The organism is Actinoplanes nipponensis, assembly GCF_016862275.1.
Lineage (GTDB): Bacteria > Actinomycetota > Actinomycetes > Mycobacteriales > Micromonosporaceae > Actinoplanes > Actinoplanes nipponensis.
This window is the reverse complement of sequence record NZ_BOMQ01000058.1, coordinates 24,994-40,542: the sequence shown is the minus strand read 5'-3', so window position 1 is coordinate 40,542 and position 15,549 is coordinate 24,994. Positions and strand designations below refer to the sequence as shown.

Sequence of the window (15,549 nt, the reverse complement as noted above, 5' to 3'; positions counted from 1 at the left end):
GGCCGGCACCGACCCACGCGGGGTACCGGTGCCTGATCCGCGTTTCACCCCGCCGCCGGACCAGCGCGGCCTCCACGACACCGATCCCCGCATCGCGCCGCCCCGCGGCCGGCGTTCCGGGCCGGCCACCCCGCCCGCGGCCGGCACGCCGCGCGGCCGGTCGTCCTTCGACGACGGATCGACCGCCGAGACCCCGATCGTCGGCGGCCCGCGCACCGCGATGATCCTGTCCACGGGTACGCCGACCGCCGTGCCCCCCTCGCAGCGCCCACCGTCGCGCACCGCGCCGGCCGCCGGGGCGCCGCAGCCCGCGGCCTACGACCGGCCCGCCAGCAGCATCCCCGCGCAGGTCAGGCCGGTCACCGGGATGCCCGCCGCCGGACCACCGCTGGAGGGCGAGGTCCTTCCCGCCCGCCACGGCACCGGCCCGGCGTCCGGGGAGCTGCCGCTCATCAGTCCGTTGTCCCCGGCGGCGCAGTCGCAGATGCCCACGATCGGGATGCTGCGGCCCGGGTCGCCCGCCGCGGGTGGCCGGCCCGGTGTGGCCGATCCGGCGGCATACGCCGAGACACCCGGGCAGCACCGGAGCCCGCAGCCGGCGCCCGGGGACCGGCTGGTTCAGGCGGCCGGTGACCACTGGGTTCAGGCGCCCGGAGACCCCTGGGTCCAGGTGCCGGGTGACCGGTCGGTCCAGACGCCCGGAGAATCCTGGGTCCAGGCGCCCGATGACCGGTCGGTCCAGGCGCCGGGTGATCGGTCGGTCCAGGCGCCGGGTGACCGGTCGGTTCAGGTGCCCGCCCAGCGCACGCCCGAGGCCGAACACGCGGCGCGCCAGGCCGGGGCTGCGCGGTTGGCTGAGCAGCAGGCCGCCGAGCGCCTGGCGGCCGGTGAACGTCCGGGCGCCGGCCCGCACCCGGGGGAGGCTGCTCGCCAGGCCGAAGCGGCTCGCCAGGTTCAGGCGGCTCGCGAGGCCGAAGCAGCCCGCCAGGCCCAGCAGGCCCATGCTGCCCAGCAGGCCCACGCGGCCCATGCCGCCCAGCAATCCCACGCGGCCCAGCAAGCCCACGCCGCCCAGCAAGCCGAGCTGGCCCGTCAGGCCGAAGCAGCACGGCAGGCTCACGCCGCCCAGCAGGCCCAAGCGGCGCGCGAAGCCGCGGCGGCCCGTCAGGCCCATGCCGCACGGCAGGCCGAGGCAGCCCGTCTGGCCGAAGCCGCGCGGCAGGCGGAGGCAGCCCGCCAGGCGGAGGCGGCTCAGCAGGCGGAAGCGGCTCGGCAGGCGGAAGCCGCCCGGCGGGCTCATGCGGCGGCAATGCAGGCCGAAGCAGCCCGCCAGGCCGAGGCCGCGCGGCAGGCCGACATCGCCCGGCAGGTGGAAGCGGCACGTCAGGCCGAGGCTGCCCGGCAGGCCGAGATCGCCGCGCACCAGGCGGAGGCAGCCGCCCGGCAGGCCGAGGCGGCCCGGCAGGCCGACGCCGCGCGCCGTGCCGAGGCCGCACGCCAGGCGGATGAAGCGGACCGCCGCGCGGAGGCCGCACGCCAGGCGGCCATCGCGGCCCGCCAGCGCGAAGCCGACCAGCACGCCGAAGCCGTCCGCCAGGCCGAAGTAGCCCGGCAGGCGGCCATCGCCGCCCGCCAGCGCGAAGCCGACCAGCACGCCGAAGCCGTCCGCCAGGCCGAAGCAGCCCGGCAGGCCGAGGCACGCCGGGCCGAGGAAGGACGCCGGGCCGAAGAGGCACGCCGGGCCGAGGAACTGGCCCGTCAGGCCCGCGCGGCGGAGCTGGCCGAGGCCGCCTTCCTCGCCGGCGGCGTCGCAACGGCTCCCGGCGCGGCCGAGAGCGCGCCCCGGCTCGTGCCGGCCAAGGGGGCGGGCAGCGCCACGCCGGTCTCGCCGGTGCCGCCGGCGGCCCGGCCGGGCCCGAACCCCGCCGCGAACGCCGCGCCGATCGGCCGCCTGATCACGTCGGGGCCGTCGGAGCCGCGCCGGTACGCCGACCAGGACCTCGGACCGACCTGGTTCGGCGCCAAGCCGAAGCCGGGGGCCGGAAACGGGTCTCCGGCTCAGCCGGATGCCGGCGCTGCCGACCAGTCGGCGCCGCAGGACCCGGCCGCGACGGCAGCGCAGACCGCGAACGCAAACGCAACGCAGACCGCGACCGCAAACGCCACGCAGACCGCGACCGCGAACGCGACGCAGACCGCGACCGCGACCGCGACGCAGACCGCGGCCGGAACGGGACAGGACCGGACCGGGATCCAGCAGAACGGCACCGGAACGGCACAGAACCCGACCGGGACCGAGCAGAACGGCACCGGAACGGCACAGAACCCGGCCGTAGCCCAGCAGAACGGCACCGGAACCGCGCAGAGCCAGACCGCGCAGAGCCAGACCGGGGTCGAGCAGAACCTGACCGGAGCGGGACACAACGGGTTCGGGACGGGACAGAACGCGTCCGCACCGACCCAGAACGCGACCGCCTCCACGGGGAACCCGGCCGAGGCGGCACAGCACTCAGCGAACGAGGGCTTCGGGCCGCGGCACGGCTCTCCGGACGTCCCCCGCGAACCCTCCCCGCAGGCACAGCCGCCCGGGGCCATGTCGGCACCGCCGGAAGTGAACCCGCAACCGTCCGCCACCCCGACGGGCGCGGAAGCGTCGAACGACAGTGCTTCGAGCGCCACCGACGGCCAGCGGCCCGCCAGCCACCACAGCGTCACACCGGCAACCGCCACCCGGCCGGACGGTCCTCACCCAAGCGACGCCCAGGGCACCGAGGGCCCCACCGCCGACGGCATCGTGCTGAACCTCGACATCACCGGCCTGATGAACGGCATCGTCGGCGCCGCGTCCATGATGTCCCCCGACCAGCCGCCAGCGGACCCCACACCCCGGGACAACGAAGGCGACCCGCCCGCCCCGGCACCGCACGAGGCCGGCGCCGCCCCCGCGGAACCGGTCAGCGCGCCGCCCACGCCCGCCCGTCCCCGGCCGCTGGGCCCGGAGGATCTGGCCGCGATCCGGTGGCGGCTGGACGGCGCCACCCTGCGGGAGGTCGTCGACGACCGGGACGCGCTGCGGGAGCTCGGGGAGCGGCTGGACGGTCCGCTCGCCGACGAGCAGGACAACGTGGCCCGGGCCGGGCTGCTGAGCGTACGGGCCGAGGTCTACCGGCTGCTGGACGAGCTGGGCATGGCCGCCGCGGCGAGCCGGCTGGCGCTGGCCCATGCCGAGTCGGCCGGGGACGTGCAGGCCACCGTCATCGCGCAGGCCGAGCTGGCCCACGTGCTGCGGCTGCGCGGCGACTACGCCGAGGCCGACCGGCTGTTCGAGCAGGCCGCCAGCTCCGAGGCGCCCGAGCTGGTGCGCAGTGTCGTGCACGAGAACGCCGGCCGCAGCGCCTTCGATCAGGGGCGGCACATGGAGGCGCTCGATCATTTCGCGCGGGCCGTACGGCTGGGGCTGCCCGACGATCAGGAGTTGGTGCAGCGGATCGACGTGGCGCTGGAGGCGATCTACATCCACGTGTTGCGGGACGGCTGGGGCCCGTACCCGCGGTTGCGCCGCGAGATCCTCGGCCTGGTCAGGGCCGCTGATCCGGAACGAAGCTAGGCACCTGGTCGACGTTGAGCCGGTCGCCGGCCACGGCCACCCGGCCGCGGCCGGCGCTCTTCGCCTCGTAGAGCGCCGCGTCCGAGGCGGCGACCAGGTCCTGCACCGTGCCGGCGTCGCCGGGCAGCGCCGCGATGCCGATGCTCACGCCGGGCGGGCCGCCGGGCAGGTCGCGGCGGTCGGCGATCGCGGCCCGCAGGGCGCCGGCGACCTTCATGGCGTCGTGGGGTCCCGCCCGCAGCAGCAGCACGAACTCGTCGCCGCCCAGCCGGGCCGCGACGCCGGTGTCGCCCGCCACCTCCCGCATCGCGTCGGCGACCGCCCGCAGCACCCGGTCGCCCTCGGCGTGGCCGAACGTGTCATTGATCGTCTTGAAGTGGTCGAGGTCGATGGTCAGCAGGGCCAGCGGGCCGCCGGTGCGGCCGGCCCACCCGCCCGCGCCGGCCAGCGCCTCGTCGAAGTGCCGCCGGTTGGCCAGGCCGGTGAGGTGATCGGCGTGGGCCTGCTGCTCCAGGACGTCGCGCAGCCTGTCGGCGCGGTCCCGCAGGCTCTGCACCACGGTGGCGGCCATCGTCATGGCCAGGACCATGGCGACCCAGTCCGAGGCGCCCCGCCGCGAGCCGAGGACCGGGAACACCGTGGCCGCCTCCCCGGCGAACACCAGGAGCAGGTTGAAGTGGAGCACCCGGCGGCTGAGGAAGTTCGCCGCGTACAGGATGGGCCAGAGGTAGAACAGTTGCGATCCGGTGGAGGCGTCGTGGGTGGCGAAGTTCAGGGCGGCCACAGTCGCGCTGGCCCCGACGGGGGCGAGGAACCAGAACACCCGCGGGAGGGCCGGCGGGTTACGCCAGCAGACGACCCCGACGCCGGCCAGTGCGGCGCTGATGAGGGCGGCGAAGAACAGTGTGGGCAGGTTGACGGCCGGGTCGAGGTACGCCGTCGCGAAGGCGTAGGGTGCGCCGGCCAGGGCGAGGTACGCGATCGCACGGGAGGCACCGTGCAGGTCACGAAGCTCGTAGGCGGGGGCGCGGACCCTGAGCGACACGCTCTTTGTTCGGCGCGCGGCGGGCCGACATGAGGCTTTCGGTCAGGCCGGTGATGCCGGTGATGCCGGTGATGCCGGTGGGGCCGGCGGGTCGCGCTGGGCCAGCGTGACGCCGAGGCTGGCCACGCTGACCAGCAGCAGCGCCGCGACCTCGCGCACGCCGAGACGCTGGTGCAGCACGACCAGCCCGGCGACCGCGGCGGCGGCCGGTTCGAGGCTCATCAGGATGCCGAAGACCCGGGTGGGCATCCGGCGCAGCGCGTTGATCTCCAGCCCGTACGACAGGACCGACGACAGCAGGGCGACCGCGGCGGCGCCCACCAGCAGCGACGGGTGGCTCAGCACGGCCGACGCCCCGCCCGCCCCGAACGGCAGGACCAGCACGGCGGCCACCGCGAGCGCGACGGCCAGTCCGCCCGTACCCGGGACGAGGGTGCCCAGGTGGGCGCTGGCCAGGATGTAGCCCGCCCAGCACAGCCCGGCCGCGAACGCGAGCAGCAGGCCGCCCAGCGGCGCGTTCACCCCCGCGCCCAGCCCGAGCAGGGCCACTCCCCCGGCGGCCAGCAGCGCCCAGAGCAGGTCGGCCAGCCGGCGGGTCTGCGCCAGGGTGAGCAGCAGCGGCCCGAGGAACTCGACCGTCACGCCGACGCCGAGCGGCACCGTGCGCAGCGCCAGGTAGAACAGCAGGTTCATCCCCGCCATGGCCACGCCGAGCAGCACCGCGGCGCGCCAGGCGGCGGCGGACCAGGCGCCGACCCGGGGCCGGAACGCGACGCCGAGGATGACCGCGGCCAGGGACAGGCGCAGCAGGGTGACGCCGGCCGCGCCGAGGTCGTCGAAGAGGGTGCGGGCGACGGCGCTGCCGACCTGGACGGACGCGATGGCGGCGAGGACCAGCAGGGGGGCCGGCACGGTGCGGCGCTCGCGGGCGGTGGTGGTCATTCGGTGCGCAGCGCGACGACCGGGTCGAGCCGGCCGGCGCGCTGGGCCGGCACGACGCCGAAGACGATGCCGACCAGGGCGGACACCCCGAACGCCAGCGCCAGCGACCACCACGTGATGGCCGCGGGCACCGGCGAGAGCCGGTCGACGAGCAGGGCGGCGCTGATGCCGAGCGCCATGCCGATCACGCCCCCGATCGTGGTGAGCAGCACGGCCTCGAGCAGGAACTGCACGCCGATGTCGCGGGGCCGGGCGCCCACCGCCTTGCGCAGCCCGATCTCCCTGGTGCGTTCCCGGACCGACACCAGCATGATGTTGGAGACGCCGACGCCGCCGACCAGCAGGCTGATCCCGGCGATGGCGGCCAGCACGCCGGTGAGCACGCCCAGGATGTCGCCCAGCACGCCGAGGATCTGTTCCTGGGTGACGGCGCTGAAGTCGCTCTCGGGATGCCGTTTGCCCAGCGCCGCGACGATGTCGTCGCCGAGCGTGTCGATGCGTTCGCGGTCGGGCGCGCGGATGGCCAGGGCGTCGATGCGCTCGGTGCCGAGCAGCCGCTGGGCGGCGGTGACCGGGATGTGCACCTCGTTGTCGCGGTCCACGCCGAGGCTCTGCCCGAGCGCCTCGAAGGTGCCGATCACCCGGAACCGCACGCCGCCGATGGTGATCTGACGGCCGATCGGGTCGCGGTCGCCGAAGAGCTGCGCGGCCACGCCCGCGCCCAGGACGGCGACCCGCCGGGCGGTGTTGACGTCGGAGCGGGTGAGGTAGCTGCCGCGGTCCAGGCGCCGGACGAAGACGGTCGGGGTGGTCTCCAGGACGCCCTGGATGCTGGCGAACGAGGAGCGGCTGCCGGCGCGGACGGACTCGCCGGAGGCGACGGTGACCGCCACCCGGCTGCGATCGCCGACGATGCGGGAGACGGCGTCGACGTCGTCCAGCGACAGGGTCGACACCGAGGGCGCGGAACCGGCCTCGAGCCGGCCCGGCACGACGATGAGCAGGTTGGAGCCGAGGCCCTCGACCTGCTGCTCGATCTGCTGCTTGGTGCCGGTGCCGATGGCCACCAGGGCGACCACGGCGGCGACGCCGATGACCACCCCGAGCATCGTGAGCACACTGCGCAGCCGGTTGGCGCGCAGCGCGTCGAGGGCGACCCGCCAGGCCTCGGCGACCCTCATGCCGGCTCCCCGGGGCCGGTGGCCGCGACGGGGGCGGCGTCGACGATCAGGCCGTCGCGCATCACGATCTGGCGGTGGGCCCGCTCGGCGACCTCGCGGTCGTGGGTGACCAGCACGACGGCCACCCCCTCGGCGTTCAGCGACTCGAGCAGGGCGAGCACCGACTGCCCGGTGGTGGTGTCGAGGTTGCCGGTGGGCTCGTCGGCCAGCAGCACCGACGGGCCGGTGACCAGGGCCCGGGCGATGGCCACGCGCTGCTGCTCGCCGCCGGACATCTGGTTGGGCCGGTGGTCCATGCGGTGGCCCAGCCCGACCCGCTCGAGCATCGCGCCGGCCCGGGCCCGGCGTTCCCGGCGGCCGATGCCGCGGTAGACCAGCGGCAGCGCCACGTTGTCGCGGGCCGTGGTGCGGGTGAGCAGGTGGAACGACTGGAACACGAAGCCGATGGTCTCGTTGCGCAGCCGGGCCATCTCGGGCGGCGACAGCGTGGCGACGTCGCGGCCGCCGATGACCAGCGTGCCGCCGGTGGGCCGGTCGAGCCCGCCGAGCAGGTGCATGAGGGTGGACTTGCCGGAGCCCGAGGCGCCGACGATGGCCAGGTAGTCCCCGGCGGCCACGGTCAGCGACACCCCGCGCAGGGCGGGCACGGAGACCCCGTCGAGCTCGTAGGTGCGCGAGACGTTCGTGGCCACGATGGCCGGGGGCGCGCTCACGGCACGCGCTGCCCGGGACTGACCTGATCGGCGCCGCCCACGATGATCTGCTGGCCGGCGCCGACGCCGGAGACCACCTGCACGACGTCCTCGCCCTGCACGCCGAGGGTGACCGGCACCTGCTGGGCCTTGCCGCCCCGCACGGTCCAGACGGTGTCGCGCCCGTCGGCCGAGACCACCGCGGACGCCGGCACGGTCACCGCGTCGGCGGCCTGGCGCACCTGGAGCCGGACGATGGCGCTCATGCCCGGCCGCGGCGTCGGCGCGGCCCGGCCGTCCGCGTAGCGGCCCCGGCCGAGGGTGAGCCGCACGCGGTAGGAGACGCCGCCCCGGGCGGAGGTCGTGGGCAGCTGGTCGACCGCGCGCACGGTGGCCTGGTAGGTCGCGCCGGTGGCCGCGTCGAGCTCCGCGGTGGCCTTGCCGCCGGCCTGCACGAGCAGCACGTCGGTCTCGTCGACCTCGGCGACCAGGCCGAGCCGGCCGGTGTCGACGATGGTGAGGATGGGGGTGCCCGCGCCGACCACCGCGCCGCGCGGCACGGCGGAATCCACGCCGGCCGGGGTGGCCTGCGCCGGAGCGCCCGCGGCGGCGGCCGCGGCCGGGTCGGCGAGCAGGTCGGTGAGGGCGGAGGAGCCGCCCGTGGCCGTGCCGCCGAGCTGGACCACGCCGGAGACGGGGGCGCGCAGGGTGAGCGCGTCGACGGCGGCCTCGGCCAGGTCGTACGCCTGCTGGGCCTGCAACCGCTGGGCCGTGCCGAGCGCGTTGACCGCCTGGCTCAGCCCGGCGACGCCGCGCTGCACCGAGCGCAGGGCGGCCCCGGCCGCGTCGGAGGCGGCCTCGTACTGCTGCTGGGCGGCGTTGACCTGGGCCAGCAGGGCGGTCTTGAGGTCGGGGTCGGTGACCTTCTCGGCGGCGTCGCGGGCGGCGGTGAACGCCTTGTCGGCGCGCACGTCGGTGCTTCGGCGGGCGGCGGTGAACCCGGCCGTCCCGGCGCCGGCCGGCACGCCGCCGGAGGAGGCCGCGTCCAGGGCGCGGGCCGCCTGCTCGAGGCGGCGCTCGGCGGCGGGCGAGTCGATCACCGCGACGACCTGGCCCTTGCTGACCCGGTCGCCGGCGTCGAAGCGCAGCTCGGCCAGGGTGCCCTCGGCGGGCGAGCTGACCGTGGCGGCGGCGCGCGCGGTGACCGAGCCGGAGGCCTCCACGACCTCGGCGACGGTGCCCGTCGTGGCGGTGCCGACGGTCAGGCCGGACGGCTCGTCGCCGCAGGAGGCCGCGGTCAGCGGCGGCAGCAGCAGGAACGCGACCAGCAGGGCGCGGGTGCGGCGATGGGGGCGAAACACGAGCGCCACTCTATGCCGAGGGACCGACGAAAAAACCGGGCCGATCGGACAGCTGATCCATTTCGGTCGGGTGGGATCTGATACATCAGGCCTGTCGGCTGTCCGCCGCGAGCCCGACCGATAGGCGACTGCGCTGCTCATGAGCGGGTGTGAGACTTCTTGCCGGACCTGGTGGGCGGCCCGGGAGGCGGGCACAATCGGCCGAGGGATTGAACCGGGAGCCCCCGGCAGCCGTAATCCGGGTCACGTGCCTCATCTGCGTAAGCGAAGGACGGGACCATGCAGCGCGCCGACGAGCTGACGATCGTGCACCACGACGACACGGTCAGCCGCTTCACCGATGTCACGTACACGCTGACCCGGGAGGGCCTCAGGCTGCTCACCGCGGCCGGCGACGAGAAGGCGTTCCCCGGTCACGACGTGCTGACCACGCACGTCCGGCTGGCCCACCGCGGGCTCGCGGCCTGACCCCGTACCGGACGAACAACGGCCCGCCGGCTCATGCCGGCGGGCCGTTGCGGTGTCGCTGACTGCTCAGGTGCCCGACCGGCGGCCGATGACCTTGACCGTCATGCCGATCTTGCCGATCTTGTAGTACTTCTGGGCGTCCGCCGGCAGCAGGTTGACGCAGCCGTGCGAACCCCGCCACGCGTCGTGGATGTACGTGGTGGTCTGGTGGAAGCCCCGGCCGCCGACGAACCGCTGCCAGTACGGCAGCCACACGTCGTACGGGTCCGACCATTCCTTCTTGGCCCGCTTGTTGATCTTGAAGGTGCCCGACGGCGTGCGGTACCCCTTCATGCCGGTCCGGGTGACCGTCGGCTTGGCGTACACCTTGCCGTTCTTCATCACCCAGGTCGTCTGGTGCGTCAGGTCCACGCAGAACGTGTAGCCCGACTTCTTGGCGTTGCACTTCGACGTCTTCGTCTCGGCCAGCCGCTTGGCCACGCCGTACGTCGTGGGACCGGCGAGTCCCGCGGCCGGCTTGATGCCGAACCGCGTCTGGAACTTCTTGATCGCGGCGCAGTCCTTGGTCGACTGCTTGCCGTCGACCGAGACCGTGCCGTAACCGCCGATCTTCTTGAGGTAGCCCTCGACCTGCTTCTGGTACTTGCCCGTCGAGCACGAGGCCGCGGCGGCCCTCGTGACGACGACGGCGGTCATCGGCGTCGCGCTGACCGTCCGGGTCGCGGCGCCGGCCGCGCCCGGGGACAGCACCACAGCGCCGAGCCCACCGCCGACCGCAACCGCCAGCACGGCGGTCGCGAGGCGTGCGGAAACCCGCTGCACTCCCAAAATCGTCCTCCCCAGGAGATGTGTCCGCACATCGAAGCACACCCGTGCTCCCGGGAAGGTCCGGCGGACGACTGTGGCATGAAACCGGTACGCCGGCCGCCGCCGTTGTCGCTCACCGTCCAGACGTGATCACTGAGGAGTGGCGAAGTCCTGCACCCAGTACGGCGTACGGTCGGCGCTGAAGGCCAGGCCGACGCCGACCTCACGCAGTCCGCAGTCCATGATGTTCTCCCGGTGCTCCGGGCTCCTCATCCAGCCGTCCACGACCTCGGCGACGCTGTCCTGGCCGCGGGCGATGTTCTCGCCGTAGCGCGACCACTGGTAGCCGGCGTCCGTCACCCGGTCACCGGCCCGCCCGCCCCGCGAGTCCTCGTGCGCGAAGTAGCCGCGCCGCGCCATCTCGTCGGCGTGCCCGTTCGCCGCCACGATCAGCCGGCGGTCCACGGTGACGTCGTCGCAGCCGCCGCGCCGCCGGTTCTCGTTGACCAGGGCCAGGGCCTGCTGCTGGACGGATCCCCCGGGGTCGGTGGAGAGCGCCTGGCTGGTGGTGACGTCCCGCTGGGCGGCCGATACGTTGCTCGCCTTGGTGGTGCGCGCCGGCTTGTCCACCGTCGGCTGCTCGTCCGCCCGGTCGTCGGCCTTCGCCGGCGACGCGGGCGCCGGGCGGTTCGCCGGGTGGGCCGGGGGCCGGGCGGCCGCGGTGGTGGCTCCGGGCCGGTCCGCCGCCGGCTTCGCCGAGCCGGTGGGCGCGCCGGGCCGGGCGGGGGCGGCGCCGTCGGCAGCCCCGGGTACGGCGGGCAGCGCCGGGTTCACGGGCCCGCCGGCATCACCCGGCGCCTGGGGGACGGCCGGCAGCTCGGGCAGCGCCATCGCCGGGGCCGCCGGGGTGACCGGGGTCTCCTGCGCCCCCGCGGTGGTGGCGACCATGACCCCGCCGGCCAGCACCGCCGAGACCGCGGCGGCCACTACGACAGCAGGCTTGCGCATCCCGTTGACTCCCTTTGCCCTCGCTGCGCCGCGCCGGTGCACGCCGCTCCCGAGGTGGACCAACGGCGCCGTCCCCCGGCGGTGACTGCGGCCGGTTTTCCGCCCGTTCTCCCGACGACCCCCACCTGATGAGGGCTGAGCTGCGCTCTTCGACCCGGGAAGGGATCACGGGCGACGCACAATCGCACTGACAAACCGGACACTTCACCCCTTCGGGGTCACCCGGCCGGGCGTACTTGTGGGCCGCTCCGGCGGTGCTGGGCGGGGTCCGCGCGCGGCTAGCGTGCTCCGGTGCGCAACCGCTATCTCGACCTGCTCCGCGCCGCCGCCATCGTCCGGGTGATCGTCTACCACCTGTTCGGCTGGCCGTGGCTGTCGATCCTGCTGCCCGCCATGGGCATCATGTTCGCCCTGGCCGGCTCCCTCACCGCGGCCTCGCTGGACCGGCGGACGGCGGGTCAGGTGATCACCTCCCGGCTGCGCCGGCTGCTGCCGCCGCTGTGGCTGCTCGCGGCGGTCGTGGTGCCGGTCATGCTGTACCTGGGCTGGCGCTCGGAGGACGGCGGCGACGAGCCGCTGAGCTGGAAGCTCGGGCTGTGGCTGCTGCCGGTCGGCGACCCGCCGGGCAGCCGGCAGGGCATCGACGCCTGGGAGCCGCTCTGGTACATCCGGGCGTACCTGTGGTTCGTGCTGCTGTCGCCGCTGCTGTACCGGGCGTACCGGAAGATCGGCTGGGGCGCGGTGGCCGCGCCCGTCGTGCTGATGGCGGTGCTGGACAAGACCGGCTTCGCGCTGCCGTTCGGCCGGGCCGACGCGGCGATGTGGGACTTCGCCACCTACGGCGCGTGCTGGATCGCGGGCTTCGCGCACCACGACGGCCGCCTCGCCCGGATCCGCCCCGGCCTGGTGGTGGCGGCCGCGGCGGCCCTCGGCCTGGCCGCGCTGTACTGGCTGCGCGGCCACGCGGCGGAATCCGGCTGGGACCTCAACGACGTGTCGGAGTCGCAGGCGCTGTGGTCGCTGGCCTTCGTCCTGCTGGCGCTGCGCTGGCAGCCGGACATGTCCTGGCTGGAGCGGGCGCCGCGGCTGGACGGCCTGGTGAACTTGCTGAACGCCCGGGCGGTGACGATCTACCTGTGGCACAACATCGCGATCGCGGCGATCTGGCCGGTGTTGACGGTGGCCGCCCTGGACGACATGGGTGATCTGGACGGGCCGACGGACCTGGTCGCCTCGCTGGCCCTGACGCTGGTGGCGGTGCTGGCCTTCGGGTGGGCGGAGGATCTGGCCGCCCGGCGGCGGCCGCGGCTGTGGCCGACCCGGATCGGCGGAGCACGGGGCGAGACCACCGGGGCCGGCGCCACGGCGTCCGGCGACGACACCGCGGCGGACCCGGTCGCGCACCCCGGCGCCGGGAGCGGACCGGGCGCCTGGGCCCGGTCCGCCCGGATCACCTCCGACTTCACGCCCCGCGGGATCCGGCCGGCGGGGAGCACGGCGGGCCGCGCGGTCCCGGCGGCTGCGCCGTGGGCGCCGGCCGCCGCGGCGCCGGTGGTGATCGGCGACGGCGGGCCGGCCGGCCGGCGGCGGCTCCCGGTCGGGCCGTTTCCGGAGGCCGAGGTCTCCTTCGGGTTGCCGGCGGCCGGGGCGGGCTTCGGCACCGAGGCGGACCGGCCGGCGGACCCCACCGCGCGGCCCACCCCGCGGCCCGCGGTCGGGCCGGGCGGGCCGAGCGCGCATGACGGGCCGGTAGCGCATGACGGGCCGGTAGCGCCTGACGGGCCGGGCGCGCAAGGCGAGCCGGGCGCGCAAGGCGAGCCGGCTGGTCCCGCCGGGCCGGCCAGGCCCGCCGGATCCCCGGCGCCCGCACAGGCACGCCGGCACGATGTCGACGACCCCGCGGAGGCCCGGGCCTGGTTCGGCGGGGAGCACGACCGGCCGGACCGGGCCGAACGGTGACGGTGTGGCGCAGGAGACGCGGCAGACTGAAACGTTCTCGCTAATGCGGCAGAAATGCCCGCTAGCCTGAGCGAATGGTGCAGCCCGGACAAATAGCGCCATCGACCGAGGGGACGGCAGGGGACGACTCGCTCGTCTTCCGCGCCGGAGCGCTGCTCTGCGCCCTGCGCCTGGGCGAGGTCATCGAGACGATGCGCCCGCTGGCCACCCATCCCCTCGCCGGCACCCCCGCGTTCGTGACCGGCATCTGCATCATGCGAGGCGCCCCCACGCTGGTCATCGACGTGGCCCGGCTGCTGGGCGGGGCCGAGGCCCGGGTCACCCGCTTCGTCGCGGTCCGGACCGACCGCGGCCCGGTGGCCCTGGCGACCGGGGAGATCCAGGGCGTCCGGGCGATCGGCACGGGCGCCGCCGGGCACCACGAGGCCCTGCTCGGGGAGGCGCCCGCCCGGCTGGTCGCCGGCGTGGGCACGATCGACGCCGCGCCGGTGCTGGTGCTGCGGAGCATGCGACTCGTGCCCGACGAGGTGTGGGCCGCCGCGGCCGCCACGGCGGTGCCGGCATGAGCGCCGCCCAGGTGGCCACGTTCCGGTCCCTGCTGGCCACCAGGCTCGGGCTGACCTTCGACGACCACGACGCCCCGCAGCTCGACCGGGTGCTGCACGCCCGCGCCCAGACGCACGGGCTCAGCCCGGGCGGGTACCTGAGCCGGCTCGCCGGGCCGGCCTGGGACGCGGAACTCACCACGCTCGCCGAGACGCTGACCATCAACGAGACCTACTTCTACCGCCACCGGGAGCAGTTCGAGGCCCTCGCGGCGGCGCTCCCCGGGCGCATCCGGGCCCGGTCGGCCGAGCGGACGCTGCGCATGCTGTCGGTCGGCTGCTCCTCGGGCGAGGAGGCGTACACGCTGGCGATCGTGGCTCGCGAGGTGCTGTCCGGCGCGGACTGGACCATCTCGGTGCACGGCCTGGACGCCAACCCGGCCGTGCTGCGCCAGGCGATCAAGGCGCAGTACTCCGGCTGGGCCCTGCGCGAGACGCCCCAGGCGGTCCGGCGCCGCTACTTCCGGGCCCACGAGGGCGGCTTCGAACTCGCCGCCGACATCCGGTCGGCCGTGCGGTTCCGGCAGTACAACGTGGCGTCGCCCGACGCGGCGCTGTGGCGGCCGAACCAGTACGACGTGGTGTTCTGCCGGAACCTGCTGATGTACCTGACCCCGGAGGTCCGGTCCTCGCTGATCTCGCGGATGACCACGGCGCTCGCCCCGGGCGGATACCTGTTCCTCGGGCACACCGACTCGCTCGGCAGCAGCCCCGACGGGCTCGAACCGCAGCACACGCACGGGACCTTCTACTACCGCCGCCGGCCCGGCGCGACGGCGACGCCCGCCACCGTCCCGGAGCTGGCCCCGCGGCCCGCCCCGCCACCGGCGGAGGCCGACAGCTACGAGCACGCGACCCGGCTGCTCCTGCAGGAACGCTTCGCCGACGCGCTGCGGCTCCTCGAGGCCGAGCCCCCCGCCAAGCCGGAGCCACGCGAGAAGTTGCTGCACGCGGTGCTGCTGGCCCACACCGGGCGCCTCGCCGACGCCGAGACGCAGTGCCGGCGGCTGCTCGACGCCGACGGGCTCCACCCCGACGCCCACCACCAGCTCGCGGTCTGTCTCGAGGGCGGCGCGGCCGTGGACGGGGCGATCGGGCACTACCGGCTCGCCGCCCACCTCGACCCGGAATTCGCGATGCCCCGGCTGCGGCTGGGCCTGCTCGCCCGCCGGCGCGGCGAGAACCGGCTCGCCGGAGAAGAGCTGGACCGGGCGCTGACCCTGTTGCGCGGGGAACGCGAGGAGCGGCTGACCCTGTTCGGCGGCGGTTTCGGCCGGATCGCCCTGACCAACCTGTGCCGGGCCGAGCTGGACGCCTGCGGGGCGTACCGATGAGCCCCACCGAGGTGACCGACCGCCTGGCGGCGTTGCGCGACGACTTCGACCGCTCGTTCGCCGAGCCGGCGCGCCAGCACGACGCCGAACACGCCGAGCTGCTCGCGATCCGGGCCGGGGGACGCCCGTACGCGCTGCGCCTCGCCCAGGCCCGCGGGGTGCACTCCGACCGGCCGGTCACCCCGCTCCCCGGCCCGCAGCCGGCGCTGCTCGGGGTGGCCGGCTTCACCGGCGCCATCGTGCCCGTCTACGACCTGGCCGCCCTGCTCGGACACCCCCTGCCGGAACGCCCGCGCTGGCTCGTCCTCGCCCTGGGCGTTCCCCCGCTGGCCCTGGCCTTCCACGAGCTCGACGGCCACGTCCGGGTGGCGGCCTCGCTCATCGTCGAGGAGGCCGGGGCCCGGGCCGGGCGCGACGTGCTGCGCGGCATGGTCGCCCTGCCGGGCGGCACGAGGCCGATCGTGGACCTGCCCTCGGCGCGGGCCGCCGTGCACCAGCTGACCGGACACACCACGTACAACACCGAGGAACGGTGACGGG

Annotated in this window: 13 protein-coding genes and 1 pseudogene; 6 read left to right on the top strand and 8 right to left on the bottom strand. The window is 75.5% G+C overall.

The features are described 5' to 3' along the window. A pseudogene (locus Ani05nite_RS24330) lies at positions 1-1,423 on the bottom strand (hypothetical protein); the annotation flags it as partial. On the opposite strand from Ani05nite_RS24330, the gene Ani05nite_RS24325 reads away from it, so the two are divergent. Then, entirely contained in the window at positions 1,370-3,607 is a 2,238-nt protein-coding gene (locus Ani05nite_RS24325; RefSeq protein ID WP_203771799.1) for a hypothetical protein, read from the top strand. The pseudogene Ani05nite_RS24330 and the gene Ani05nite_RS24325 overlap by 54 nt on opposite strands. On the opposite strand, the gene Ani05nite_RS24320 is transcribed toward Ani05nite_RS24325, so the two are convergent. The 5 genes from Ani05nite_RS24320 to Ani05nite_RS24300 are packed head-to-tail and all read right to left on the bottom strand — an operon-like array spanning position 3,579 to position 8,828. After that, the gene (locus Ani05nite_RS24320; RefSeq protein ID WP_203771797.1) at positions 3,579-4,652 is read right to left on the bottom strand and encodes a GGDEF domain-containing protein; all 1,074 of its coding nucleotides are present in this window, start codon (positions 4,650-4,652) and stop codon (positions 3,579-3,581) included. The two genes, Ani05nite_RS24325 and Ani05nite_RS24320, sit on opposite strands and share 29 nt — an antisense overlap. Positions 4,653-4,694: 42 nt before the next feature. Then, a complete protein-coding gene (locus Ani05nite_RS24315; RefSeq protein ID WP_203771795.1) occupies positions 4,695-5,594 on the bottom strand; it encodes an EamA family transporter in 900 nt (299 codons plus the stop codon). Continuing rightward, on the bottom strand, positions 5,591-6,775 hold the full coding sequence (locus tag Ani05nite_RS24310) for an ABC transporter permease (RefSeq protein WP_203771793.1): 1,185 nt from the start codon (positions 6,773-6,775) through the stop codon (positions 5,591-5,593). The genes Ani05nite_RS24315 and Ani05nite_RS24310 overlap by 4 nt, the downstream gene beginning before the upstream one ends. Continuing rightward, a complete protein-coding gene (locus Ani05nite_RS24305) occupies positions 6,772-7,488 on the bottom strand; it encodes an ABC transporter ATP-binding protein (protein ID WP_203771791.1) in 717 nt (238 codons plus the stop codon). The genes Ani05nite_RS24310 and Ani05nite_RS24305 overlap by 4 nt, the downstream gene beginning before the upstream one ends. After that, complete coding sequence (locus Ani05nite_RS24300; RefSeq protein ID WP_239130567.1) at positions 7,485-8,828, bottom strand: efflux RND transporter periplasmic adaptor subunit; 1,344 nt, start codon at positions 8,826-8,828, stop codon at positions 7,485-7,487. Before Ani05nite_RS24300 ends, Ani05nite_RS24305 begins: the two co-directional genes overlap by 4 nt. Positions 8,829-9,107: 279 nt before the next feature. On the opposite strand from Ani05nite_RS24300, the gene Ani05nite_RS24295 reads away from it, so the two are divergent. Beyond that, a complete protein-coding gene (locus tag Ani05nite_RS24295) occupies positions 9,108-9,296 on the top strand; it encodes a hypothetical protein (protein WP_203771787.1) in 189 nt (62 codons plus the stop codon). Positions 9,297-9,362: 66 nt separating this feature from the next. Here Ani05nite_RS24295 and Ani05nite_RS24290 read toward each other — a convergent pair whose 3' ends face one another. Continuing rightward, positions 9,363-10,118: a L,D-transpeptidase family protein gene (locus tag Ani05nite_RS24290; protein WP_239130564.1), complete on the bottom strand. Its 756-nt coding sequence runs from the start codon at positions 10,116-10,118 to the stop codon at positions 9,363-9,365. Positions 10,119-10,253: 135 nt separating this feature from the next. Further along, on the bottom strand, positions 10,254-11,111 hold the full coding sequence (locus Ani05nite_RS24285; RefSeq protein ID WP_203771785.1) for a CAP domain-containing protein: 858 nt from the start codon (positions 11,109-11,111) through the stop codon (positions 10,254-10,256). Positions 11,112-11,402: 291 nt separating this feature from the next. On the opposite strand from Ani05nite_RS24285, the gene Ani05nite_RS24280 reads away from it, so the two are divergent. From Ani05nite_RS24280 to Ani05nite_RS24265, 4 genes are all read left to right on the top strand, one after another. Further along, positions 11,403-13,070: an acyltransferase family protein gene (locus Ani05nite_RS24280; RefSeq protein ID WP_203771783.1), complete on the top strand. Its 1,668-nt coding sequence runs from the start codon at positions 11,403-11,405 to the stop codon at positions 13,068-13,070. Positions 13,071-13,144: 74 nt separating this feature from the next. Next, on the top strand, positions 13,145-13,636 hold the full coding sequence (locus tag Ani05nite_RS24275; RefSeq protein ID WP_203771781.1) for a chemotaxis protein CheW: 492 nt from the start codon (positions 13,145-13,147) through the stop codon (positions 13,634-13,636). Next, positions 13,633-15,009 (top strand): CheR family methyltransferase, encoded by a 1,377-nt coding sequence (locus tag Ani05nite_RS24270; RefSeq protein ID WP_203771779.1) that lies wholly within the window; start codon positions 13,633-13,635, stop codon positions 15,007-15,009. Before Ani05nite_RS24275 ends, Ani05nite_RS24270 begins: the two co-directional genes overlap by 4 nt. After that, entirely contained in the window at positions 15,006-15,545 is a 540-nt protein-coding gene (locus Ani05nite_RS24265) for a chemotaxis protein CheW (RefSeq protein ID WP_203771777.1), read from the top strand. Before Ani05nite_RS24270 ends, Ani05nite_RS24265 begins: the two co-directional genes overlap by 4 nt. The last annotated feature ends 4 nt before the right edge of the window (positions 15,546-15,549 follow it).